The sequence below is a fragment of the [Actinomadura] parvosata subsp. kistnae genome (assembly GCF_900323885.1).
Taxonomy (GTDB): domain Bacteria; phylum Actinomycetota; class Actinomycetes; order Streptosporangiales; family Streptosporangiaceae; genus Nonomuraea; species Nonomuraea composti.
The window spans coordinates 694,114-717,551 of the sequence record NZ_OOHJ01000030.1; the positions used below are offsets into that span (position 1 = coordinate 694,114).

Sequence of the window (23,438 nt, forward strand, 5' to 3'; positions counted from 1 at the left end):
CAGATGGCACAGGTCAGATGGCACAGGTCAGACGGTGCAGGTCAGATGGCGGTGCAGGTCAGATGGCGGTGCAGGTCAGAGGGAGGTCGGCGGCGGAGCGGCCGATGCGCAGCCGGTGCGGGCCGCTGGACGGCTTCCGCGGGGCCACGCCGATCCGTACCGTGATCGTCTGGCCCGGTGCGGCTTCGGCGGCGGCGAAGCCGGCCAGGCGCAGAGCGCCGTCCTGCTCCAGATACGCCTGGACGACCTCGCGGCCCGGCCGGTCGCCGGCGTTGCGGAGCGTCACCTCCACGGAGCCGTCCACCGGGCCGTCCACCGAGCCGTCCACCGAGCCGTCCACCGAGCCGTCCACCGAGCCGTCCACCGAGCCGTCCGCGGCGTCGTCCACGGTCTCGGCGCGCAGGTACTCCCAGGTGGTGTAGGACAGGCCGTGGCCGAACGGGAACAGCACGCCCTCGGGCCGGTAGGCGCGGTAGCCGATGCGGTCGCCCTCGGCGTAGTCGAGCACACCGTCGTCGTCGGGCCGCGTGGACAGGATCGGGACGTCGGCCTCGGTGGCGGGGAAGGTGGTGGGCAGCCGGCCGCCGGGTTCGGCGCCGGTCAGGACGTCGGCGATGGCGTCGCCGCCTTCCTGGCCGGGGAACCAGGACCACAGCAGCGCGGCCGGTTCGTGTGCCCAGGGCATCAACCACGGCGCGCCGGCGTTCACCACGACCACGGTGCGGGGATTGGCCGCGCAGACCTGGCGGACCAGGTCGTCCTGCCGTCCGGGCAGGGTCAGGCCGGTGCGGTCGAGGCTCTCGGTTTCGGTGTCGGCGTCGCTGCCGACCAGGACGATCGCCACGTCGGCGGCGCGGGCCGCCGTGAGGGCGGCCTCCAGTTCTTTTTCGTCGGTGCCGCGCGGCGGCTCGTAGCCGAGCCCGGTCAGGGTGACCGGGTAGGGCAGGTTGCGTTGCGGGCTGATCAGCAGTTCGACGTCGATCGGGCCCGCGCCGGCGGTGAAGGTGAAGGTGTGGGAGGGCGGGTTCAGCAGCAGGGCGGCGATGTCGTCGCCCTCCTGGAGCCGTTCATGGAACTGGTCGGCGTTGCCGGGGACGCGCAGGGTGTGGCGGCCGGTGCCCAGGACCGACAGCCGGTGCAGGCCGGCGGCGGGCAGGGTGAGGCGGGTCCGGACGACCAGCTCGGCGACCTCGTCGGCGAGGATGATCGGGAACCACCAGGGGGCGGGGTCGCGGTGCTCGGCCGTCAGGACGGTGCCGTCGGCCGTGCGGTGCTCCAGCCGTACGCCGTGCTCGCCGGTCTCGGGGTCGGTGGCCATACCGGGCGGCAGGGGCCGCAGCTTGGCGTGCGGGAAGACGCCGGCGTGGACGGTGATCTCGGTGTCCGCGCCGAGCACCCGGCGCAGCCCTTCGAGCGGCGTGACCACGTGCTCGGGGGTGACGTGGGCGCTGCCGCCGCCCTGGGCGGTGAACCGCACCGCGTTCGGCCCGATCAGCGCGACCTTGCGCAGACCCGGCGGCAGGGGCAGCAGGCCGTCGTTGCGCAGCAGGACCGAGCCGCGGATCGCCAGCTCGCGCAGGCGGTCGCGGACGTCGCCGGAACCGGCGGGGCCGGCGTGGCGGGGACGCCTTCGAGAGCGGGAACGCCTTCCAGAGCGGGGACGCCTTCCAGAGCGGGGACGCCTTCGAGAGCGCCGGTGCGCGCGGCCAACCGCAGGATCCGCAGCACCTTGTCGTCCACGACCTCGGCCGGGACGCGCCCGTCCTCGACCGCCGCCACCAGCGCGTCCCCCCAGGGCCCGTCCGGGCCTGGCATGACCAGGTCGAGCCCGGCCAGGGCGGTGGCCTCGCAGGATCGGGCGGCGGTCCAGTCGGAGACCACCACGCCGTCGAAGCCCCACTCCTGCTTGAGCACGCCGGTCAGCAGATCGCGGTGCTCGGTCATGCTCTCGCCGTTGACACGGTTGTAGGCGGCCATCACCGCCCAGACGCCGGCCTCGCGCACCGCCGCCTCGAACGGCGGCAGGTACACCTCGCGCAGCGTGCGCTCGTCGATGCGGGCGTCGTAGGTCATCCGGTCGGTCTCGGAGTCGTTGCCGACGAAGTGCTTGACGGTCGCCGCCACCCCCGCCGACTGCACGCCCCGGATGAAGCCGACGGCGATGCGGGAGGTGAGCAGCGGGTCCTCGGAGTAGCACTCGAAGTGGCGGCCGCCGAGGGGTGAGCGGTGCAGGTTGACCGTGGGGGCGAGCAGGACGTGGACGCCCATCTCGCGGGCCCGGGCGCCCATCAGCCGCCCGGCCTCGTAGGCGGTCTCCTCGTCCCAGGCCGCCGCCAGGGAGGTGGGGCTGGGGAACAGCAGCGAGGGCGGGGTGTCAGCGCCGAAGGAGGTGCCGCGCGGCCCGACGGGGCCGTCCGACAGGGCCAGCGCGGCCAGCCCGGCCGACGCCACCGGGGTCAGCGTCCAGGCGTCCGCCCCGGTGAGGAGGGCGACCTTCTCCTTCAGGGTCATGGCGGCGAGGCGGCGCAGCAGGTCCGCCTCATCGATCAACGGCACGGTGTCAGTCCTTCTGGAGCTCGGCGAAGCCGGTCTCGATCTCGGCGGGCAGGTGGTCGGCGTTCGGGATCAGGGCGATGGCCTCGCGGACGGTCATGTTCCGGGCGGCGGAGTCCAGGCCGGTCTCCACGTACTCGGCGATCTCCGGCAGGTGCCGGACGATGGCGTCGGTGACGACGCGCATCGCGCCGGGCCGGTCGGCCACCTCGGCCAGGGTGCTGTCCAGGGTGAGCGGCGCGGCGGCGGCTCGGGTCTCGGTGTAGGGGGAGGTCCAGCGGTGGGTGCCGGAGCCGACGGTGTGCCGGTCGCCGCCGGGCAGCGTGACGTGCGCGGTGGTGTTCGGCGGGACGACGGCTTCGACGGTGAGCGTGCCGTCGTCGATGCGCCAGGAGGCGGCGGCCAGGCCGTAGGGGGTGCGCAGCCGGGCGGCGGCATGGGTGAGCCCGCCGCCGGGCCTGGGCCGTACGGAGATCTCCCGGTAGCCCGGCGCGGCCGGGGCCAGCCCCGCGACCGTGCGGTGCAGCCAGTCGGCGACGGCGCCGAAGGCGTAGTGGTTGAAGGAGGTCATGCCGCTGGGGTTGACGGTGCCGTCGGGCAGCAGGCTGTCCCAGCGTTCCCAGATCGTGGTGGCGCCCTGCGTGACCGGATACAGCCAGGACGGGCACTCGCGCTGCAGCAGCAGCCGGTACGCGGCCTCCGTCTCCCCCGCCTCGGCCAGGGCGTCGCAGATGAGCGGGGTGCCGACGAAACCGGTGGCGATCTTGTAGCCGCTCGCGCGGACCAGCTCCACCAGGCGGGCGGCGGCGCGGGCGCGCCGGTCCGGCTCGGGGAGCAGGGCGAACTCCAGGGCCAGGGCGTAGGCGGTGGGCGAATCGCTCAGCAGCCGCCCTGAGCCGGTGACGTACTCGGCGGTGAAGGCGCGGCGCACCTGGCCGGCGAGCTCCCGATGGGGAGCGGCGTCCTGCCCGATGGCCTCGGCCGCCCGGGCGAGCAGGTCGGCCGAGCGGGCGAAGTAGGCGGTGGCGACGATCTCGGGATAGGTGCGGGCCTGCTCGGGCCGGTTGGCGGGCGCGGCGGGGTCGAGCCAGTCGCCGAACTGGAAGCCGCTGTCCCAGAGCCGGTCCGGCCCGGCCAGGCCGGCGACGTGCTCGACCCAGGCGCGCATGCTCGCGAACTGCCGTCGCAGGATGCCGGTGTCGCCGTAGCGGCGATACAGCACCCACGGGACGATCACGGCGGCGTCGCCCCAGGCCGCGGCGGCGTTGGAGGCGGAGGTGACGTTCGGCACGACGTGCGGCACCAGGCCGTCCTCGCGCTGCTCGGCGGCCAGGTCGGCGAGCCAGGAGGACAGGAAGCCGGCGCTGTCGAACAGGAACGACGCCGTGGGGGCGAAGACCTGCAGATCGCCCGTCCAGCCCAGGCGCTCGTCACGTTGCGGGCAGTCGGTGGGCACGTCGAGGAAGTTGCCGCGCATGCTCCGCACGACGTTCTCGTGCAGCCGGTTGACGAGCGGGTCGGAGCAGTCGAACCAGCCGGTGCGCTCCAGGTCGGAGTGGCAGACGACGGCGACCACGTCGTCCACCGGCCCCGACACCTCGGCGTAGCGGAAGCCGTGGAAGGTGAAGCGCGGCTCCCACGTCTCCCCCTGCTTGTCGCCGCGCAGGAGGTAGGTGTCGGTGGCCTTGGCGGTGCGCAGCGGTGCGACGCACAACTCGCCGTCCTGAAGGATCTCAGCGTGCCGCAGCGTCACCCGGTCACCGGCGGAACCGCGGGCGGTGATCCTGAGGCGGCCGACCAGGTTCTGGCCGAAATCGTAGACGGTGGCGCCGCTCGGGGTGACGCGCTTCTCGACGGGGGCCAGGGTCTCGGTGCGGCGCACCGGCGGCCCTTCCGGCGCCACCAGGGTGCCCAGGTCGTGCTCCACGATCTCGACCGGCGACCAGCCGGAGTCGTCGTAACCGGGCGACGACCAGCCTTCGCGTTCCAGGCGGGCGTCGTGGGTCTCGCCGTCGTACAGGTCGGAGGAGAGCAGGGGCCCGGACGCGGCCCGCCACGACTCGTCGGTCACGAAACGCTCTGCCGTGCCGTCGTCGTAGGCGATCTCCAGCTGGGCCAGCCAGGCGAGCCGGTCGCCGTACAGGGCCCGCTTGCCCTCGAAGCCCAGCCGTCCCCGGTACCAGCCGTCGCCCAGGGTCGCGCCCAGGCAGTTGGTCCCCTCGCGCAGCAGGCCCGTCACGTCGAAGGTCTGGTAGCGCAGGCGGTGCCGGTAGGCGGTCCAGCCGGGCGCCAGCACGTGGTCGCCGACGATCTCGCCGTTCAGCTCCGCCTCGTACACGCCCAGGGCGGTGGTGTAGAGCCGGGCGGCGCGCACGCCCCGGCGGACCTCGAACTCGCCGCGCAGCAGCGAGCCCTCCCCCGGGCTGACGAACGCGGCCGACCAGTCCTCCCGCGCCAGCAGCCCCGCCTCCACGTGCGCGGGCTCGCTCCACGCCGACCAGCCGCCGGGGCCTTCGACGCGCACCCGCACCGCCACGCGCTCGCGCGATGCCAGCGGCGCGAACGGCCAGGGCACCAGGACCGATTCGGCCGACTCGACCCGGACCCGCTCGCCCCGGGCCTCGACCTCATAGGCGCTCTGCCGCCAGTCCGGCGTGCCGGTCTCGACCGACCAGGACAGGCGGGGTGTGGGGGTGCCGATGCCCAGCGGTTCACGCAGGTGCTCGAATCGGACGGTGATCACTCGGACGAACCCTCCCTGCTTACACGTGTTAGTGCCGTCACCGTACACCCTGAACGAGCCGGACCGTCAACCCACCGACGACCGGCGCCACGGAACCTGCCCGGAATGATGTTCCGACACCTACTTGCACGTGTTAGTAGCCCGTGGTTAACATCCGGGACACATCTCCGCCTCTTCCCTCTGTGGGGTCCACATGAGCCTGCACCCCGGTGGCAGCGCATCGCCAACACCCACCCTCCCGAGGGTGGGCCCTCGATACATCTGGTTGATGGTCCTGGGCCAGTTCGGGGTCTTCATGGCCTTCATCACGCCGCTGGCCATCTCCCTGTCCGTCAAGGTCAACCAGCTCGCACCCGGACGCGAGGAGTATCTCGGCTACATCACCGGCATCGGCGCTCTCGTGCCGCTCCTGATCGGACCCCTGTCCGGCACCTGGAGCGACCGCACCCGCACCCGGCTGGGCCGCCGCCGCCCCTTCATCATCGGCGGCATGCTGGTGGGCGTCGTCTCCCTCGTCGTCATGGCGACGGCGCCCAGCGTCCTCGTCCTCGGCGCCGGCTGGGTGCTGGCCCAGCTCGGCTGGGGCACCACCTTCGGCGGATTGAACAGCTCCCAGGCCGACCGGCTGCCCGAGGAACAGCGCGGCAAGGTGGCCGGGCTGTGCGGCTTCGCCACGCTGGTCGCACCGGTTGCGGGAGTCGCCCTGGCCGGAGCCCTGGGCGGGGATCCCCTGCTGCTGTTCCTCGTCCCGGGCGCGGTCGGCGTAGTGTCCGTGGTGTTGTTCGTCTGGCTGGTCGGCGAGGCCGACAGCCGCGGCCTGCCCGCCGCCGAGCCGCTGACCGCCCGGTCGCTGCTGCTGAAGTACACCTGGAGCGTACGGCGCTTTCCCGACTTCTCCCTCAACTGGCTGGGCCGCTTCGCCTTCTACTTCGGGCTCACGCTCAACACCACTTTCACCGCCTTCTTCTTCGCCTCCCGGCTGGACGTCACCGTCGAGCAGGTCGCGGGCACCATCGCGGCGATCTCCGGCATCGGCGTGCTGGCCACCGCCGGAGGCGCGCTGGGCGGCGGCTTCCTGTCGGACAAGCTGCGCCGCCGCCGCGTGTTCGTCCTGGCCGCCGGCGTGATCTACGCCCTGGGCACGGTCACCATGGCGCTGTCGTCCGACGTGCCGCTGCTCTTCACCGGATCGATCATCAGCTCGCTGGGCCTGGGCGTGTTCTCCGCCGTGGACCAGGCCCTCGCCCTCGACGTGCTGCCCGAGCGGGAGACCCACGCGGGCCGCTACCTGGGCGTCTTCGGCTTCGCCACCTCCATACCGCAATCCGCCGCGCCGTTCCTCGCGCCCCTGCTCCTGGCCGTCGGGGCGGGCGGCGCGGAGAAGAACTACACGTTGCTCTACCTGGTGGCGGCCGCCTGCACGCTGGCCGGCGGCCTGATCGTCCTTCGCATCAAATCCGTCCGCTGAGGAGCGGCCGTCCGTGACGTGAGGCCGCCGCGTACTCCCCTCGCGTTCAGCCCCGGCGTCTCCGACGAACTGCGCAACGACCTGAAGGAAGCCCTCTCGTGAACCTGCAAGACAAGGCGTCCCTGCTGTCCGGCCGGGATTTCTGGAGCACCAAGCCGGTCGGCGACGTGCCCGCCGCCGTGCTGAGCGACGGCCCGCACGGCGTGCGCCGGCAGACCGGGGAAGCCGACCACGTCGGCATCCACGAGAGCCTGCCCGCCACCTGCTTTCCTCCCGCGGTGGCGGTCGGCTCCAGCTGGGATCCGGCCGTCGCCGGCCGGCTGGCCGCCGCCGTGGCCGTCGAGGCGCGCGCGCTGGACGTCCAGATCAACCTGGGGCCGGGGGTGAACATCAAGCGCTCGCCGCTGTGCGGGCGCAACTTCGAGTACTACTCCGAGGACCCGCTGCTCACCGGCGTGCTGGCCGCCGCCCACGTCGAGGCGCTGCAGGCGGGCGGCGTCGGCGCGTCGGTCAAGCACTTCGCGGCCAACAACCAGGAGACCGGCCGCATGCGGGTCAGCGCCGAGATCGACGAGCGCACCCTGCGCGAGATCTACCTGCCGGCCTTCGAACGCGTCGTCAAGCACGCCAGGCCTGCGACCGTCATGGCCGCCTACAACAAGGTCAACGGTGTCTACGCCAGCCAGCATCCCTGGTTGCTCACCCGGGTGCTGCGCGAGGAATGGGGGTTCGACGGCGTCGTGGTCTCCGACTGGGGCGCCGTCAACGACCGGGTCGCGGCGCTGAAGGCCGGGCTGGACCTGGAGATGCCCGGCAACCCCGCGAACGACGCCATGATCGTCCAAGCGGTCCGGGACGGCGAGCTGGACGAGGCGGTCGTCGACCGCTCCGTCGCGCGGGTGCGCGCCATGGTGCGTGCCTGGCGGCCGGAGCCTGCCGCGTTCGACGCCGATGCCCATCACGCGCTGGCCCGCGAGCTGGCCGCGGAATGCGCCGTGCTGCTGAAGAACGACGGTGACACGCTGCCCATCAGGGCGGACGTACAGACGATCGCGGTCCTCGGGCCCTTCGCCACCGAGCCGCGGTTCCAGGGCGGTGGCAGCTCCCACGTCACCCCCACCCGCGTCGACAGCCCGCTGGAGGAGATCAGGAGGCTCGCCGGCGACCGGGTCGTCACCGCCGACCCCGACGACGCCGACCTGGCGATCGTCTTCGCCGGGCCGGCCGACCTCGACGAATCGGAGGGGTACGACCGGGCGGGCCTCGATCTGCCCGCCGAACAGGTCGAGCTGATCCGCGCCACCGCCGCCGCGGCTCGCCGTACCGTCGTGGTCCTGTCCAACGGCGGGGTGGTGTCGCTGGAGGGCTGGCACGACGAGGTGGACGCCATCCTGGAGGGGTGGCTGCTCGGCCAGGCGGGCGGGGGCGCGATCGCCGATCTGCTGTTCGGCGTCGCCGCGCCCTCCGGGCGGCTGGCGGAGACCATCCCGATGCGGCTGCAGGACACCGCCAGTTACCTGAACTTCCCCGGTGAGCAGGACGTGGTCCGCTACGGCGAGGGCGTCATGGTGGGTTACCGCTACCACGAGACGGCCGGGCGGCCGGTCCGCTATCCCTTCGGCCACGGGCTCACGTACACGACTTTCGCGGTCAGCGACCTCACGGTGCGGGTCACCGGCGACGACAGCGCGCGCGTCTCCGTCACCGTCGCCAACACCGGCCGGCGGTACGGCAAGCACGTCGTCCAGCTCTATGTCGCCACGCAGGCCGGGCCGGTCCGCCGCCCGGCTCGCGAGCTGCGCGCCTTCACCAAGGTCGGCCTCGAACCCGGCCGGTCCACGACCGTGACCTTCGACCTGGACGCCCGCGCCTTCGCCTACTGGGACGTCAAGGAGGGCCGCTGGCTGGTCGCGCCGGGCGACTACACCGTCCAGATCGGTGAGAACGCCTCGGCGGTCGTCGCCGAGGAGACGATCGAGCTCGCCGGTGAGGTGATCGCCAGGGAGCTCACCCTGGACTCCAGCGTCGGGGAATGGTTCGCGCACCCGCAGGTGGGCCCGGTGCTCATGCGGCACGTCGCGGCCACCATGACCGAGGAGCAGCGGGCCGCGGCGGCCGAGCACCAGGACCTGCTCAGGATGATCGAGTCGCTGCCCATGCACCAGTTCCTCAGCCCCATGGGCGTGCGGCTCCCGGACCAGGCCGTGCGGGAGATGATGGAGCTGAGCCGGAGGCCGCAGTGAACATGCCGAACCGGCTGAGGGTGGACCATCTGAGCGAAGTGCTGGGCACCGACGTCGCCCGGCCGTGCCTGTCCTGGTGGCTGCCCGCAGGATCGGCCCGTCAGCTCGCCTACCGGATCCGCACCCAGGACTGGGACTCCGGCCGGATCGACAGCGACCGGAGCGTGCTGGTTCCCTACGCCGGGCCGGAACCGGCCGCCGGTCAGCGGGTCACCTGGCAGGTCAAGGTCTGGACCGATCTCGGCGAGAGCGACTGGTCCGCGCCCTCGTTCTGGGAGCGGACGATCGGCGCCTGGACGGCCCGCTGGATCGAACCGGCCGAGGACGGCACGCCCGAGCCCGGCAGACGCCCCGCCTACCTGCTGCGGCACGAGTTCACCCTCGACGCGGTGCCTGCCAGGGCGCGCCTGTACGCCACGGCGCACGGCGTCTACGAGGTGTTCGTCAACGGCGTGCGCGTCGGCGACCAGGAGCTCACGCCGGGCTTCACCGCCTACCGCTCCCGCCTGCACGTGCAGACCTATGACGTCGGCGCGCAGTTGCGCGCGGGATCCAACGTCATCGGCGCGGTGCTGTCGGACGGCTGGTACCGGGGACGGACCGGCTACGAGCGGGTCCCCGACGGGTACGGCACGCGCACCGCCTTCCTCGCCGAACTCCACACCGGCAACACGGTGATCGGTACCGGCCCGGACTGGCGCTCGGCCACCGGGGAGATCGTCGCCGCCGACCTCATGGACGGCCAGGAGAACGATTTCTCCCGTGCGATCCCGGGCTGGTCGCGCCCCGGGCTGGACGTCGGCGCCTGGCAGGAGGTGGGGCTGCCGGACCTGACGGCCGAGGGCAGGCTGACCACCAGCCCCGCCCCGCCCGTCCGCCGGATCGAAACGCTCGCGCCGGTGGCGATCGCCAGCCCGCGCCCCCGCGTTCAGGTGGTGGATTTCGGGCAGGCCATCAACGGCTGGGTACGGCTGAGCGCACCGCCCGGGCAGGTCACCCTGACCCACGGGGAGGCACTCGGCCCCGACGGCGACCTCACCATGGACCACCTGGCGGCCGTGGACCACGCCACCGGGACGAAGCTCGACACCGGGCAGCGGGACCGGGTCACCGCCGCGGGCGGCGAGGTGTTCGAGCCGCGCCACACCACGCACGGCTTCCGCTACGTGCGCGTCGAGGGCCACGACGGGCCACCGGACGTCGAAGCCGTGGTCGTCCACACCGACCTGCGCCGCACCGGCTGGTTCACGTGCAGCGACGAACGGATCAACCGGCTGCACGAGGCGGCGGTGTGGAGCTTCCGCGGCAACGCCTGCGACATCCCCACCGACTGCCCCACCCGCGAACGCGCCGGCTTCACCGGCGACTGGCAGGTCTTCCTGCCCACGGCCGCGTTCCTGTACGACGTGGCCGGGTTCTCGATCAAGTGGCTGCGCGATCTCACGGCCGACCAGTGGCCGGACGGGCGCGTCCCCAACTGGGCCCCGGAGCCGGGCCACGACCGGCGCGCGGACGAGACCTACGCCTACATGAACGGGTCGGCGGGATGGGGTGACGCCGCCGTCATCGTGCCCTGGCAGACCTACCTCGCCTACGCCGACGAGCGCGTTCTGGCCGAGCAGTACGCGTCCATGACCCGATGGGTCGATTTCGCCGCCACCCGCGCCCGCGAGGGCCGCCATCCCGAGCGCGCCGCCGCCCGCCCGCGACCGGCTGCGCACGAGGAGTACCTGTGGGACACGGGCTTCCACTGGGGCGAATGGACCGAGCCGCGGCAGGACCAGCCGTTCTGGGCCATCGACCAGGGAATCGTGGCCACCGCGTACCTCCACCTGTCCGCGAAGCTGCTCGCCTGCACCGCCGCGGTGCTGGGCAGGGACGCCGACGAGGCCCGCTACGCGGCCTACGCGGACAACGTCCTGGCCGCGTGGCGGGCGGAGTTCATCCGCGCCGACGGGACGCTGACCGTCGACACCCAGGCCACCCACGTGCGCGCGCTCGCGTTCGGCCTCGTGCCGCCGCGACTGCGCGAGCGGACCGCGCTGCGCCTGGTCGAGCTGATCCGGGCGGACGGCACGCACCTGGGCACCGGGTTCCTCGCCACGCCGTTCCTCCTGCCGGTGCTCGCCGACACCGGCCATCTCGACGTCGCCTACGAGCTGCTGTTCCAGGACAGTGTCCCGTCGTGGCTCGCGATGATCGACCGCGGCGCCACCACGATCTGGGAGGACTGGGACGCCGTCGCCGACGACGGCACCCCGAAATCGTCCCAGAACCACTACAGCAAGGGTGCGGTCGTCTCCTTCCTGCACCGCTACGTCGCCGGCATCCGGCCGCGCGACGACGCGCCGGGTTACCGGCACTTCGACATCCACCCTCAGCCCGGCGGCGGCCTCACCTCCGCCGAAGCCCGGCTCGACTGCCCCTACGGGCGGATCGCCGGCCGCTGGCGGATCGACGGCGGCACGTTCCACCTCACCGCCACCGTCCCGCCCGGCACCCGCGCCACCCTCACCCTCCCGGACGGAACCACCGCCGACGTCGGCCCGGGCCGGCACCACTACACCTGCCCGGCCGCATGAGCTCTGTTCTCAACGACGGTCTCCGAGCCAGGCCGCTTCGAGGATGGCGGTCAGGCTGGCGGTGTCGGTCGGGCCCGGATGGTTCTGGATCAAGCGGGTGACGCCACTGGCCAGCTCCGCGAAGCGGGGGAGGTCGGCGCGTGCCACGCCGATGTCCGCCAAGGTAGGAGGGATGCCGATGCCGGCGAGGAGCCCGTCCAGCCAGGTGAGGAACGCATCCGCGGCCTCGGCGTCCGAGGCGTCGCTCACGTCGAGCCCGCACACCCGGGCGAGGACGGCCAGCCGGTCGCCGATGGCGTCCCTGGCCGCGTCCAGCGCGTAGGGCAGCAGCAGCCCGACGCCCAGGCCGTGCGGGGTGTGGGTGGCCGCGCCGATGGGGTACTGGAGCGCGTGCGGAGCCGCGTTGCCCGCGTGGGAGAACGCTAGCCCGGCCAGCATGGACCCGTAGGACATGTCGGCGCGCGCGTCCTTGTCGCCGCCGTCCCTGACGACATGCGGCAGGCTGCGGGCGATCCGCTCCGCGGCCAGGAGCGCGTAGTGGTCGGTGACCGGGTTGCGGCCGAGGAAGACCTGTTCCACCGGGTCGCGCGGCCCGTGGGCGCGGGGCCGCGCGGTGTAGCTCTCCACCGCGTGGCAGAACGCGTCGATGCCGGAGTGGGCGGTGACGGTCGCCGGGCAGGTGTAGGTGAGCTCGGGGTCGACGATGGCGAAGTCAGGCACGATGTGGACGCTGGAGACCCCCACCTTCAGCGCGCGGTCCGGGTCGGTCAGCACCGAGACGGGCGTGAGCTCGGAGCCGGTGCCTGATGTCGTCGGGACCGCGACGAGAGGCGTCGTCGGCCCCGGCACCTTCGACTCCCCGTAGAAGTCGCGCGGCGTCCCGCCGTGGCACCGGATGACGCCGACGATCTTGGCGAGGTCGATCACCGTGCCGCCCCCGACGGCGAGGATGACGTCGGCGTCCACCTCCGCGGCGGCCGAGACGGCCAGGGCGACATCGGTGAGCGGCACGTCCGGAGTCGCGTCGGCGAACACGCCGACGACCTCGACCTTCTCCCGTACGGCGGCCACGATCCCGGCCACGCCCGGCTGCCCCAGCAGGACCCGGTCGGTCACGATGAGGGCTCGCGAGCCGCACTCGGCCACCACTCGCGGGATGTTCTGCGCGACCCCTTCGCCCACGATCAGCTGGCGTGGTCCGCGGACGGTCTCAAGCATGTCAGTGCCTCTCTGGAACGTCGGCGGTGATGTGCCGATGCCCGGCGGGCGCCCGGAGCAGCGGGCCGGTCACGGGAGGTCGATCGCCGCGTAGGTGACGTCGAGATACTCGAGGATGCCCTCGTGCGACCCCTCCTTGCCGATCCCGGACTGCTTCACCCCGCCGAACGGAGCCGACGGGTCCGAGATCAGGCCGCGGTTGACGCCGAGCATCCCCGTCTCCAGCCGCTCGGCGAACCGGAGCGCCCGCTGGAGGTCACGGGTGAAGACGTATCCGGCCAGGCCGTGCTCGCTGTCGTTGGCCTTCGCGATCACCTCGTCGTCGGAGGTGAACGAGATGATCGGGGCCACCGGGCCGAAGATCTCCGCCTTCAGCATCCGCGCGTCGTCGGGCACGTCGACGAGGACCGTGGGCGGGTAGAAGTGGCCCGGCCCGTCCGGGCGCTCGCCGCCCACCAGGACCCGGGCTCCGCGATCGACGGCGTCGGCGACGAGCTCGTCGATCTTGGTGACCGCGGCCTCGTCGATCAGCGCGCCGACGTCCACGCCGTCGTCCAGACCATGGCCCACCGAGAGCGCGGCCATCCGCTTGGCGAAGCGTGCCGTGAACTCCTCGCGCACCGGCTCCTCGACGTAGATGCGGTTGGCCGCGATGCAGGACTCCCCGAGGTTGCGCATCTTGGCCACCATGGCGCCGTCGAGCGCGACGTCCAGGTCCGCGTCGGCACACACGATCAAGGCCGCGTTGCCGCCCAGTTCCATGGAGGTGCGCAGCACGTTGTCCGCCGCCTGCCGGAGCAGCACGCGCCCGACCTCGGTCGACCCGGTGAACGACAGCTTGCGGGTCCGGCGGTCGGCCAGCAGGGCCGAGACCACCTCGCCGGCACGCGTGGTCGTCACGACGTTGACGACGCCCGGAGGAACGCCGGCCTCCTCCATGATCCGGGCCAGGAACAGCATGGTGAGGGGCGTCTGGGCGGCCGGCTTGGTGATCGTCGTACAGCCCGCCGCCAGCGCGGGAGCGAGCTTGCGGGCGCCCATGGCCAGCGGAAAGTTCCATGGGGTCACGAAGACGCACGGTCCGACCGGCCTCGGCACGGTGAGGATGCGATATCCACCGTTGGGAGCGGTGTTGTAGCGTCCCTCGACGCGCACCGCCTCCTCGGCGAACCAGCGGAAGAACTCGGCGCCGTAGGCCACCTCTCCGCGAGCCTCCGCCAGCGGCTTGCCCATCTCGAGCGTTATCAGCCGGGCGACCTCCTCGGCCCGCTCGGTCAGTGCCCGGTACGTCGCGGTCAGCAGCTCCGACCGTTTTCGCGGTGGGGTCGCCGCCCACTCCGCCATGGCCTGGCTCGCCGCGTCCAGGGCGGCGAGCCCGTCGACGACGTCGGCGTCCGCCACCTCGGCGATGGTCCTGCCGGTGGCCGGGTCCTCGACGGCGAAGGTGGCCGCGCCGGCGGCGTCGCGCCAGGCGTCGCCGATCCGGAGCCGCCGGTGCTCGGGGGCCAGGACGTCCATGGGGTCACTCATTGCGTCGCCTCCTGTGATGCTCTCGGTGATGTCCGGCGTGACCTCAGCGGTTACCTCCCGGCCTCGGACAGCGCCAGCCCGGTGTCCGCGTCGAACAGGTGCGCGCGGTCCAGGTCGACCGTGACGAGCAGCCGCTCGCCCGGCGTGCCGGTGACGGTGGTTCGTGCCTTGACCTTGAGGATCTGCGTCCCCACCCGGACGTCGACCACCGTCCGGTCACCGAGCGGCTCGAGGCCGTAGAGCTCGCCCGGCAGCGACGCGTCGCCCCGCTGCTCGACGGACAGGTCCTCCGCGCGCAGGCCCAGCAGCAGCGGACGGCCGTCCTCAGCCGTGGTCCAGCGGGGCCGCGGCAGCGTCCAGCCTTCCCCGACCAGGCGATCTCCCTCGGCGTGGCAGGCGAGCAGGCCGATCGGCGGGCTCCCGACGAATCCCGCGACCCACTGGTTGGCCGGACGCTCGTACACCTCGGCCGGCGTTCCGACCTGTTGCACCTTTCCCTCCTTGAGCACCGCGACCTGGTCGGCCATGGACAGCGCCTCGACCTGGTCGTTGGTCACGTAGATGAAGGTCGCTCCGAGGCTGCGGTGAATGCGGGTGAGCTCGGTGCGCATCTCGACGCGGAGCTTGAGGTCGAGGTTCGTCAGCGGCTCGTCCATGAGGAACGCGCGCGGCTGCCGGACCAGCGCCCGGGCCAGGGCGACCCGCTGCATCTCACCGCCCGACAACTGCGCGGGACGACGCTGCAGCAGACGCTCGATGTGCAGCAGGCTCGACATCCGCTCGACGGCGGCGGCGATCTCGCTCGGGGAGCAGCGGCGGGCCCGCAGCGGCGAAGCGATGTTCTCGTACGCCGTGTGCCGCGGGTAGAGGGCGTAGTTCTGGAAGACCATGGCCAGGTCGCGGGCGGCCGGGCTGTCACCGGTCGCGTCCCTCCCGTCCAGGTGCACCGACCCGGCGTCGAGCTTCTCGAGGCCGGCGATCGCTCGCAGGGTCGTCGTCTTGCCCGCCCGGAGGGCCCGAGCACGACGAAGAACGAGCCGTCCGGTATGTCGAGCGTCACCCCGTCCAGGGCCTGGACCTTGCCGAAGGACTTGCTCAGCCCGCGCACCGCCACGGTTCCCATCAGGCCACCAGCTCTTCCGTACTCACGTCGTAGACCGGCGGGGGCCCGCCGGTGTGCCGCAGCCCGACCGGTGCGTCAGCGGCGAAACGGACGGTCGGTGGCATCCGCACCCGTACGTCGCGGTGTCCGTCGTGGTCGACCACGTAGATGATCTCGTCGCCCAGCCACTCCGCCGAGACCACGCGGGCCGGGACCGAATGCTCCGCCCCTGGCTCCGTGACCTCCAGCGCCTCCGGCCGGACGCCCGCGACCAGGCGACGGTCGCGCGGCAGGTCCGGCGGTGGCGTGAGGGCCAGCCCGCCCTGGCTGCGCAGCTTCCCGTCGGCCACCTCCACCTCGATCAGGTTCATCGGCGGGGAGCCGATGAACGCGGCGCAGAACAGGCTCGCCGGACGGTCGTAGACTTCCAGCGGCGTGCCGATCTGCTCGACGCGGCCCTTGTTGAGTATGGCGATCCTGTGGCCGAGCGACATCGCCTCGACCTGGTCGTGAGTGACGTAGACCATCGTCGTCCCCAGCTCCCCTTGCAGGTGCTTGATCTCCGTGCGCATGTCCGCCCGCAGCTCCGCGTCCAGATTGGTGAGGGGTTCGTCCATGAGGAACGCGCGCGGCCGGCGCACCAGGGCGCGGGCGAGCGCGACGCGCTGCTGCTCCCCGCCGGACAGCCGGTGCGGCCGCCGGTCCAGGAGCGGGCCGAGCCGCATCAGCCGGGCGGCCTCCTCGACCCGCTCGCGCACCTCCGCCTTCGGCAGTCCCTCGGCCCGCAGCGGGAACGCCAGGTTGTCGCGGGTTCTCAGGTGCGGGTAGAGAGCGTAGAACTGGAACACCATGGCGATGTCACGGTCGGCCGGCGGCAGGTCGTTGACCAGCGTGTCGCCGATGCGGATGTCGCCCGTCGTCTGCCTCTCCAGGCCGGCTACGGCCCGCAGTGTGGTCGTCTTGCCGCAACCCGAAGGGCCGAGCATCACGAACAGCTCGCCGTCGCGGATCGACAGGTCCACGTGGTCGACCGCGACCGTCCCGTCCGGGTAGCGCTTGTGCAGGGCGCTCACCTCGATGCCCGCCATCAGCGTCGCACCGCCCCGAGCGTCACGCCGGCGACGAGGTGCTTGCGCACCAGGTAGGCGAAGACGAGCACCGGCAGGGCGAACACCACGGAGGCGGCGGCCACGAGACCCCAGTCCACCGTGGTTCCGCCGATGAGGCCGGCGATGGCGGGCGGGGCCGTCCGCACGTCGTCGCTGGAGGTGAGGAAGATGGCGAACACGAACTCGTTCCACGAGAAGATGAGGGCGAAGACCGCCGTCGCGGCGATGCCGGGCAGGAGCAGGGGAAGGGTGAACCGCCAGAACGCCTGCAGGCGGGTGTAGCCGTCGAGCATGGCGGCGTCCTCGTACTCCGCGGGCACCTCGTCGACGAACCCCTTCATCATCCAGATCGTGAACGGGACGTTGAAGGCGGTGTAGATGAGGATCAGGCCGAGCTTGGTGTCGATGAGCCCGACCTGGCGGTACATGAGGAAGATCGGGATCACGACCACCACGGGCGGCATGAAGCGGGTGGACAGGATGAAGAACAGCTGGTCCTTCTTGGCCTTCACGGAGAAGCGTGAGTAGGCCCAGGCCGCCGGGACCCCCAGCACGGTGGCCAGCGCCGTGGAGACCCCGGCGACCAGGACGGAGTTGAGGAACGAGGCGGACAAGGTCGAACGCCCGCCGCCGGAGGCGACGAACACGTCCTTGAAATGCTCCATGGTGACCTTGAAGTCGAAGAACTTGGCCGGGATGGCGTAGACGTCCCGGTTCTCCTTGATGGACGTCTCGATCATCCACAGCACCGGGAAGAGCATCACGACGGCCAGCACGGTCAGCAGCGCGACCTCCAGCACGGCGCGGCCCCGGCCGCCGAAGCGGCGCGAGGGGGGCGCGTGATCCCGGGCAGGACCTGTGGACACGGCCTCGTCGACGGAGAGGGCCATCAGTCCTCCTTGAGCTTGTTCAAGTAGCGCAGGTAGAGCTGGGTGAGGACGATGACGACGAGAACCATGAGGATCCCGTACGCCGAGGCGGTCCCGGTGTTGAAGCCCAGGAACGCGACCTTGTAGACGTGGAACGACAACGTCTCCGTGGAGACCCCCGGGCCTCCGCTGGTGAGGATGTAGACGAGGTCGAACAGCCGGAAGGCCTCGATGGCCCGGAACAACACGGCGATGAGCAGCAGGGGCCACACCAGCGGAAGGGTGATGGTGCGGAACTGGAACCACTGGGACGCCCGGTCGATCGCGGCGGCCTCGTACAGGTACTTGGGCACCGCGGTGAGGCCCGCGAGCGCGATGAGCATGATGAACGGCGTCCACTGCCAGGTGTCGACCAGGATCAGCGAGATCAGTGCCGTGCGCTGCCGGGTGAGCCACTCCACCTGCCCCAGGCCGAGCGAGCCGAGCATGCTGTTGATCACGCCGAACTGCGCGTCGAGCATGAAGCGCCAGAACAGCCCGACCACGACCGGCGACAGCATCATCGGAACCAGGAACAGGGTGGTCAGCAGCCCTCGTCCGTGCGTGCGCCGTGAGATCAGGTAGGCGATGGTGAAGCCGAGCACGGTCTGCAGGGTGACCGCGCCGGCCACGTAGATCAACGTCGTCAGGGCCCGCTGGTGGACCTGCGGCGACGTCAGGATGGCGGTGTAGTTCTCGAACCAGAGGAATTGGGCGGTGCCCCCGCGGGTGGCCGAGTAGTCGGTGAAGGACAGGTACAACGCCCACAGCAACGGGAACACCGACATGGCGAGCAACAGCAGCAGCGCCGGAGAGGTGAAGGCCACGGCGAGCCCGCGGTCGCTCAGGCGGCTGGACCGGCCCGGTGCGGGCGGCGTCGCGGACGCCACCTGCCCGGGGTGGTCGGTCGTCAGGGGGGCGGAGTCGCTCACAGTCCGCCGCCGCCCTTGCCACTGCCGGCGTTGAGCACGGCCTGCTGCTGCTTGGCGATGTCGTCGAGCGCGGCCTTCGGCGCCTTCGCGCCGTTGAGAGCCGCGTTCACGTTGGTGTTCTCGATGTCGACGAGGCGCGCGTACTCGGGCACGTTCCACATGTCCCGCATCCGCGGCACCGAGTCGGTGTACACCTGGTTGAACGGCGCGGCGTCGAGGAACTCGGGCGACTCCAGGGCGTCCGTACGCGAGGGCACGCCACCGGCCGCGGCCCACTTCTTCTGAATGTCACCCTGCTCGAACCACTTCATGAAGTTCAGGGCCTCCGCCTGGTTCGCCTCGGGCGAGTAGGCCGACACGTGCATCCCCATGCCGCCGAGAGGCACCAGGTTCGTCTTCTGGGCCGGCAGGGTGGCGAAGCCCAGCTTGTCGAGAATCTGCTCCCGCGTGGTGCCGAGCGTCGACTGCTTCGGGTCGAGCAGGCCGCCGCTCGCGGCGATCCAGTTGAACGCGATGCAGGCCTTGCCCTGGGCGACCGCCGCGTTCACCTCGTCGATGAACCAGTTGCCTGAGCCCTTGGCGGTCAGCGGCTTCATCTTGTTGACCAGGACGTCCATCGCCTCCTGGCCCGCGGCGTCGTTGAGGACGCCGTCGATCTTGCGCGTCTTGGGGTCCCAGAGGTTGCCGCCGTAGACGCCGTTGACCGTGTTGTAGGTGACGGCCGCGGCGTCGGAGCCGTTGGCCTGGTGGAAGGCCAGCCCGCTGACGCCGGGGTTGTCCGCCTGGCACTTCTCGGCGACGGAGATCATCTCGTCCCAGGTCTGCGGTGGCTTGTCGCCGATCAGGTCCTTGCGGTAGATCATCGTCCAGGTGTCGCCGAGCAGCGGCAGCCCGTACAGGCTGGCGTTCTCGTCGCGCTTGCCGGTCTCCGCCTGGGGGAACTGGCCGTAGGCCGCCAGCAGGTACGGGTTGTAGGCCTTGACGTCGATGTTCTTCTTGACGAAGTCGGTGATGTCGAGGATGTTGCCGTTCGTCACGGCCTCGCCGATGTGCTGCGAGTCCAGGATCGGGATGTCGAAGTCGGTCTTGTGTGCGGCGAACTGGGTGAACATCGCATCGTGCCAGTTCGCGTTCGGCACGGTCTTGACCTTGATGGTCACGTTCGGCCGCAGCTTGGCGTACTCGGCGTTCGCGAAGGCTTCCAGCGCGTGGGCGGGGGGCCAGTCGAACCAGATGAAGCTGAGGGTCAGCGGATCCTTGGTGAGCTCCGGGATGGTCGCCGGCGCCTTGGGGGCGCTGCCGTCCTGACCGCCGCAGGCCGCCAGGGTCGTGGCCGCCAACATGGCCGCCGTAGCCAGCCGCGCCTTTCGACCGGGAACCGACAATCGTCCTGTTCGCTTGGGATACCGCATCTTCTTGCCTGCTTTCTGGGGGGATTTGTGGAGCCTGGCCGCGTGCGTCGCCGAGCAGTTGCCGTTGGTCAGGCGTGTTGCCGGCTGTCGCGGGGGCTGATCAGCAGACCGGCGTCACGAGGACGCCGCGACTTCATGGGGCTTCAAGCAGTCGGGAAGTCCTTCGGTCCTGGTGCGGCCCGATGACGAACCGAAGAGGACGTCGAGCATGCTCATAAGAGCTCCAACTGATCGAAGCGGAGCGATGGCGGGCGATTCCCCGATGGGTGAAGGATGGCTGGCGTCCGCCACCTTTCCTATACGATCCGGGTGGGAGCGTCAACATCTGCCATGCTGCGACCGATGCCGGCAGGTTCCCGAAGACGCAGGAAAGGACCTCACGTGACGATGGACGACGAAGCGATGATCGCGCGGCGCCGTGGGGCCATGACGGGCGGGATCCCGCGGGGAAGATCTCGCGGCCGGCTCGCCGACGAGGTGTACGACACGCTGCTCGGACAGATGATGTCGCTACGGATCGAGCCGGGCTCCCGCGTCACGATCGACGCCCTGGCGCGAGAGCTGGGGGTCTCGCAGACGCCGATCCGGGACGCCCTGAACCGCATGGAGGCCGAGGGCCTGGTCGTGCGCGTGCCCCACGCCGGCTATCGCATTCCCCCCCAGATCACCCGCCACCGGTTCGAGGACATGCTCGAGGTCCGCCTGCTCCTCGAGCCGGCGGCGGCGCGCAGATCCGCGGAACGCGCATCGTTGCAGCAGGTGGCCGGCCTGCGGCGGCTGCTGGAGGAGATGGCGGAGCTGGAGGGGGGCGACGGGCTCATGGCCTATGGCGCCTTCGGGCTGCGCGACGCCGCCTTCCACGATCTCGTCGCCCAGAGCGCGGAGAACCAGGTCATCCGCGAAGCGCTCGCCCGCCTGCACACGCACGTGCACCTGTTCCGGCTGCTCCACGACACCCAGGTCACCCACCTGGCCATGGCCGAGCACGAGGAGGTCCTGACCGCGATCGCCGCGCGTGACCCCGACGCCGCCGCCTACGCCATGCGCCGGCACATCCTGCGGTCCGGCGAGCGGTTCCGGCGGTTGTTCGACGAGGCCGAGGGCGCGGGCGGAATGGCGGCGGAGGCTTGACGGGCGGGCCGGGCCGGTGAATGCTAGGGCAACCCGATCGGATCGGATTGGATCCACCTCACCCGCCCCAGATGCGAGGAGAAGCAGGTGCCCAGAGCGCTGCTCCTGACCGGCGACGCCGCCGAGGAGCTCGACACCATGTATCCCTACTATCGCGTGCAGGAGGGCGGCTGGGACGTCGACGTCTCGTCACGGACGATGCGTGACGTTCAGCTCGTCATCCACGAGTTCGACCCCGACTCCGACGCCTACGTGGAGAAGAACGGCCGGAAGCTGCCGGTCGACGTGCCCTGGGCCGAGGTCGACGTCGAGCGCTATGACGCCCTCATCATCCCCGGGGGACGCGCCCCCGAGTGGATCCGGGTCGACGCCGACGTCAGGCGCATCACCGAGCACTTCTTCGCGCGCAACCTCCCGATCGCGCTGATCTGCCACGGCGCGCAGGTGCCGGCCGTGTACGGGCTGCTGAAGGGCCGGAAGACGGCGTGCTTCCCGCCCATCACCGGTGACATGGAGAACGCGGGCGCGACGGTCATCGACGCTCCCGACGTCGTGGACGGCAACCTTGTCTCCTGCAGGGGGTGGCCGGACATGCCGCAGTTCGGCAGGGCGATGATGGAGGTCTTCTCGAAGTCCGTCAGCTCCGCATCGGCATGAGCGCACCTGGCCCGTCCCGGTGACGGCATCCCGGACCGTCACCGTCGGCGGCTCCCCCGTCCACGTCATGGAGAGCGGCACCGGGCCCGCGGTGCTGATGCTGCACGGCTCGGGGCCCGGTACGACCGGATCCGGCGCCTGGGCGGCGACGGCACAGGCGCTGGGCACGTCCTGGCACCTGGTGGCTCCTGACCAGGCGGGGTTCGGCCGCACACCGCTCCCGGCCGGCTCCAGGGGCGGGCTCCGGCTGTGGACGGAGCAGGCCGCGGGCCTGATGGATGCTCTCGGCGCCGAGCGGTACGCCGTGGTGGGCCACTCCATGGGCGGCGCCGTGGCGCTGGCGCTGGCGGCCGCGCGTCCCCGGCAGGTCACCCACGTCGTGGCGGTCTCGACGATGGGCGCCCCCGGGGCGCCGCTGTCCGCCGACCTCGACGCGATCTGGGCCGCCCCCGCCGACCCGCTCGGGGCACGGGACATGTTGAGCCGCCTCGTCCTCGACCAGTCACTCGTGACCGAGTCGGCCGTCGCCGCCCGCGCGGCCGCGATGCGAGCCGGGGCGGCCGCATACGCGTCGCTGTTCCCTCCGCCCAGGGCCCGCTGGGCCGACGACCTCACCCTCCCGGCGCGAACGCTGGCAGAGGTGCGCGCGCCCGTGCTGCTCGTCCACGGCGCCGAGGACCGGGTCACCCCGCTCCGGACGGCGGCCCTGCCCCTGCTCGAGCACCTGGCCGATGTCCGTCTGCACGTGCTCGGCCGATGCGGGCACGTGCCGGCGCTCGAGCACCCGCGCGACTTCCGGCGACTCCTGTCGTGCTTCCTCGGCCGGGAACGAGGTCTCTGACTCATATCCGTGGGCCGCGGGTTCCGGTCCCGCCCGCCCTGCCATTAGGCATCTCCCGGACGGCGAGCTTCGCAGGCGTCCCCGTGTGGAAGTTTCACTAACAGCGCCGCGCTGACGACTGTGATGACGCGGGTACGACCGCCGCGTCGCGCGGCGTCACATGCCCTGCGATCAGCCTGTTGATCCGCGGGGCGCGATCGGCGCCCTTTTACGGGCCGTACGGAAACCGCGATTCACCGCTTGTTTCGGAGAGCGGTCCTTTATATGGGGCTGTCCAGTTCGCGGCCATTGTGTGATCCTCCCCTCGAGAAGGCATATCCCGCGGCGTCCCGGGCGCGCGGCCCGCGCACTCAGGATTGCGACCGGCGGCAGGGAGAGATGGGAAATCTTTTCTCAGAACAATGTGGCTTACGCCGATAAAAGCACCATGGTGTCGTACGTGCCCGCCTCACCCCGGTCAGGCCGGACGTCGAGGCCGGCAACTCTGGCGAGACCTCCACAGAAAGGGAACCCCATGATCGCTGGCAATCTGATCCGCCGGGCACTGGCGGCCGGCGTGATGCTGGCCACCACCGCCGCGATGGTCGTGACCACGCAGCAGCCCGCCGCCGCCTCGACCCTGACGCTCAACGCCACGGTGGACTGCCTCAACGTCAACTACTCCGGCGACACCCGCGACTGGTACGCCTCGTACGTGGCGGTCGGCTCCGCGCCTCCTTCGTACGGCGTGACGATGCCCTACAGCTCGATGGTCGCGAACCCGGCGAACCACTCGTGGTCGTTCACGATCAGCCTGCCCGGCGGCAGCACCTCGGTGAGCGTGTCGGCCATCTGCAGCGGCGGTCACCAGTACGACCAGGTCGGCTGGACCAACGGACCGGCGATCAGCATTCCCTCCTCGGCCACGACCCTGACCGCGACCTGGGGCTGCTCCACCCAGCAGGTCTACCCCGGGCCCTACATCACCGGCTGCAGCGCGCAGTCCTACTCCTACAGCTGAGGCTCCCGC

At 71.4% G+C, this 23,438-nt stretch carries 17 protein-coding genes and 1 pseudogene; 7 read left to right on the plus strand and 11 right to left on the minus strand.

Annotation, left to right across the window (positions count from 1 at the left end):
• Positions 1-58: 58 nt before the first annotated feature.
• The 3 genes from KIS93_RS64140 to KIS93_RS59000 are packed head-to-tail and all read right to left on the minus strand — an operon-like array spanning position 59 to position 5,296.
• Positions 59-1,579 carry a glycoside hydrolase family 3 protein gene (locus KIS93_RS64140; protein WP_246005552.1) on the minus strand — a complete coding sequence of 507 codons (1,521 nt, stop codon included), beginning with the start codon at positions 1,577-1,579 and terminating at the stop codon, positions 59-61.
• Entirely contained in the window at positions 1,492-2,556 is a 1,065-nt protein-coding gene (locus KIS93_RS64145; protein WP_246005541.1) for a glycoside hydrolase family 3 protein, read from the minus strand. The genes KIS93_RS64140 and KIS93_RS64145 overlap by 88 nt, the downstream gene beginning before the upstream one ends.
• A gap of 4 nt (positions 2,557-2,560) precedes the next feature.
• Positions 2,561-5,296: a glycoside hydrolase family 78 protein gene (locus KIS93_RS59000; protein ID WP_155127748.1), complete on the minus strand. Its 2,736-nt coding sequence runs from the start codon at positions 5,294-5,296 to the stop codon at positions 2,561-2,563.
• A gap of 244 nt (positions 5,297-5,540) precedes the next feature.
• Here KIS93_RS59000 and KIS93_RS59005 point away from each other — a divergent pair, with 244 nt between their 5' ends.
• The 3 genes from KIS93_RS59005 (at position 5,541) to KIS93_RS59015 (ending at position 11,589) form a co-directional block, all read left to right on the plus strand.
• Positions 5,541-6,764 carry an MFS transporter gene (locus KIS93_RS59005; RefSeq protein ID WP_222108111.1) on the plus strand — a complete coding sequence of 408 codons (1,224 nt, stop codon included), beginning with the start codon at positions 5,541-5,543 and terminating at the stop codon, positions 6,762-6,764.
• Positions 6,765-6,862: 98 nt separating this feature from the next.
• Positions 6,863-9,007, plus strand: coding sequence for a glycoside hydrolase family 3 C-terminal domain-containing protein (locus KIS93_RS59010; RefSeq protein ID WP_080039757.1), 2,145 nt, complete (start codon positions 6,863-6,865; stop codon positions 9,005-9,007).
• A 2-nt stretch (positions 9,008-9,009) separates the two neighbouring features.
• Positions 9,010-11,589 (plus strand): family 78 glycoside hydrolase catalytic domain, encoded by a 2,580-nt coding sequence (locus tag KIS93_RS59015; RefSeq protein WP_080039758.1) that lies wholly within the window; start codon positions 9,010-9,012, stop codon positions 11,587-11,589.
• 9 nt (positions 11,590-11,598) lie between these two features.
• On the opposite strand, the gene KIS93_RS59020 is transcribed toward KIS93_RS59015, so the two are convergent.
• The 8 genes and pseudogenes from KIS93_RS59020 to KIS93_RS59050 all read right to left on the minus strand — a co-directional run bounded on the left by KIS93_RS59020 (position 11,599) and on the right by KIS93_RS59050 (position 19,731).
• Positions 11,599-12,807, minus strand: a complete 1,209-nt coding sequence (locus KIS93_RS59020) for an iron-containing alcohol dehydrogenase (RefSeq protein WP_080039759.1) — start codon at positions 12,805-12,807, stop codon at positions 11,599-11,601.
• Positions 12,808-12,876: 69 nt separating this feature from the next.
• On the minus strand, positions 12,877-14,337 hold the full coding sequence (locus KIS93_RS59025; protein ID WP_080039760.1) for an NAD-dependent succinate-semialdehyde dehydrogenase: 1,461 nt from the start codon (positions 14,335-14,337) through the stop codon (positions 12,877-12,879).
• Between the two features lie 50 nt (positions 14,338-14,387).
• The gene (locus KIS93_RS68130) at positions 14,388-14,993 is read right to left on the minus strand and encodes an ABC transporter ATP-binding protein (RefSeq protein ID WP_335673948.1); all 606 of its coding nucleotides are present in this window, start codon (positions 14,991-14,993) and stop codon (positions 14,388-14,390) included.
• A pseudogene (locus tag KIS93_RS68135) lies at positions 14,991-15,332 on the minus strand (ATP-binding cassette domain-containing protein); the annotation flags it as partial. The pseudogene KIS93_RS68135 and the gene KIS93_RS68130, both read right to left, overlap by 3 nt.
• Positions 15,333-15,459: 127 nt before the next feature.
• Positions 15,460-16,527 (minus strand): ABC transporter ATP-binding protein, encoded by a 1,068-nt coding sequence (locus KIS93_RS59035; protein WP_080039762.1) that lies wholly within the window; start codon positions 16,525-16,527, stop codon positions 15,460-15,462.
• A complete protein-coding gene (locus tag KIS93_RS59040; RefSeq protein ID WP_080039763.1) occupies positions 16,527-17,438 on the minus strand; it encodes a carbohydrate ABC transporter permease in 912 nt (303 codons plus the stop codon). The genes KIS93_RS59035 and KIS93_RS59040 overlap by 1 nt, the downstream gene beginning before the upstream one ends.
• A complete protein-coding gene (locus KIS93_RS59045) occupies positions 17,438-18,388 on the minus strand; it encodes a carbohydrate ABC transporter permease (RefSeq protein ID WP_080039764.1) in 951 nt (316 codons plus the stop codon). Before KIS93_RS59045 ends, KIS93_RS59040 begins: the two co-directional genes overlap by 1 nt.
• Positions 18,385-19,731 carry an extracellular solute-binding protein gene (locus tag KIS93_RS59050; protein WP_222108113.1) on the minus strand — a complete coding sequence of 449 codons (1,347 nt, stop codon included), beginning with the start codon at positions 19,729-19,731 and terminating at the stop codon, positions 18,385-18,387. The genes KIS93_RS59045 and KIS93_RS59050 overlap by 4 nt, the downstream gene beginning before the upstream one ends.
• Before the next feature lie 456 nt (positions 19,732-20,187).
• On the opposite strand from KIS93_RS59050, the gene KIS93_RS59055 reads away from it, so the two are divergent.
• The 4 genes from KIS93_RS59055 (at position 20,188) to KIS93_RS59070 (ending at position 23,429) form a co-directional block, all read left to right on the plus strand.
• Entirely contained in the window at positions 20,188-20,931 is a 744-nt protein-coding gene (locus tag KIS93_RS59055; RefSeq protein WP_080046852.1) for a GntR family transcriptional regulator, read from the plus strand.
• Positions 20,932-21,018: 87 nt separating this feature from the next.
• Positions 21,019-21,588, plus strand: a complete 570-nt coding sequence (locus tag KIS93_RS59060) for a DJ-1/PfpI family protein (RefSeq protein ID WP_080039766.1) — start codon at positions 21,019-21,021, stop codon at positions 21,586-21,588.
• 19 nt (positions 21,589-21,607) lie between these two features.
• Positions 21,608-22,429: an alpha/beta fold hydrolase gene (locus tag KIS93_RS59065; protein WP_080039767.1), complete on the plus strand. Its 822-nt coding sequence runs from the start codon at positions 21,608-21,610 to the stop codon at positions 22,427-22,429.
• Positions 22,430-22,943: 514 nt separating this feature from the next.
• Positions 22,944-23,429, plus strand: a complete 486-nt coding sequence (locus KIS93_RS59070; protein ID WP_080039768.1) for a hypothetical protein — start codon at positions 22,944-22,946, stop codon at positions 23,427-23,429.
• Positions 23,430-23,438: the final 9 nt, after the last annotated feature.

What these genes read in the sequence shown, in the direction of transcription:
- KIS93_RS68130 (WP_335673948.1), bottom strand. Translation starts at nt 14,993, where the DNA reads ATGGACGAGCCGCTGACGAACCTCGACCTCAAGCTCCGCGTCGAGATG.
- KIS93_RS59015 (WP_080039758.1), top strand. Translation starts at nt 9,010, where the DNA reads ATGCCGAACCGGCTGAGGGTGGACCATCTGAGCGAAGTGCTGGGCACC.
- KIS93_RS59050 (WP_222108113.1), bottom strand. Translation starts at nt 19,731, where the DNA reads ATGTTGGCGGCCACGACCCTGGCGGCCTGCGGCGGTCAGGACGGCAGC.
- KIS93_RS59025 (WP_080039760.1), bottom strand. Translation starts at nt 14,337, where the DNA reads ATGAGTGACCCCATGGACGTCCTGGCCCCCGAGCACCGGCGGCTCCGG.
- KIS93_RS59055 (WP_080046852.1), top strand. Translation starts at nt 20,188, where the DNA reads ATGGACGACGAAGCGATGATCGCGCGGCGCCGTGGGGCCATGACGGGC.
- KIS93_RS59070 (WP_080039768.1), top strand. Translation starts at nt 22,944, where the DNA reads ATGATCGCTGGCAATCTGATCCGCCGGGCACTGGCGGCCGGCGTGATG.
- KIS93_RS59040 (WP_080039763.1), bottom strand. Translation starts at nt 17,438, where the DNA reads ATGGCCCTCTCCGTCGACGAGGCCGTGTCCACAGGTCCTGCCCGGGAT.
- KIS93_RS59035 (WP_080039762.1), bottom strand. Translation starts at nt 16,527, where the DNA reads ATGGCGGGCATCGAGGTGAGCGCCCTGCACAAGCGCTACCCGGACGGG.
- KIS93_RS59020 (WP_080039759.1), bottom strand. Translation starts at nt 12,807, where the DNA reads ATGCTTGAGACCGTCCGCGGACCACGCCAGCTGATCGTGGGCGAAGGG.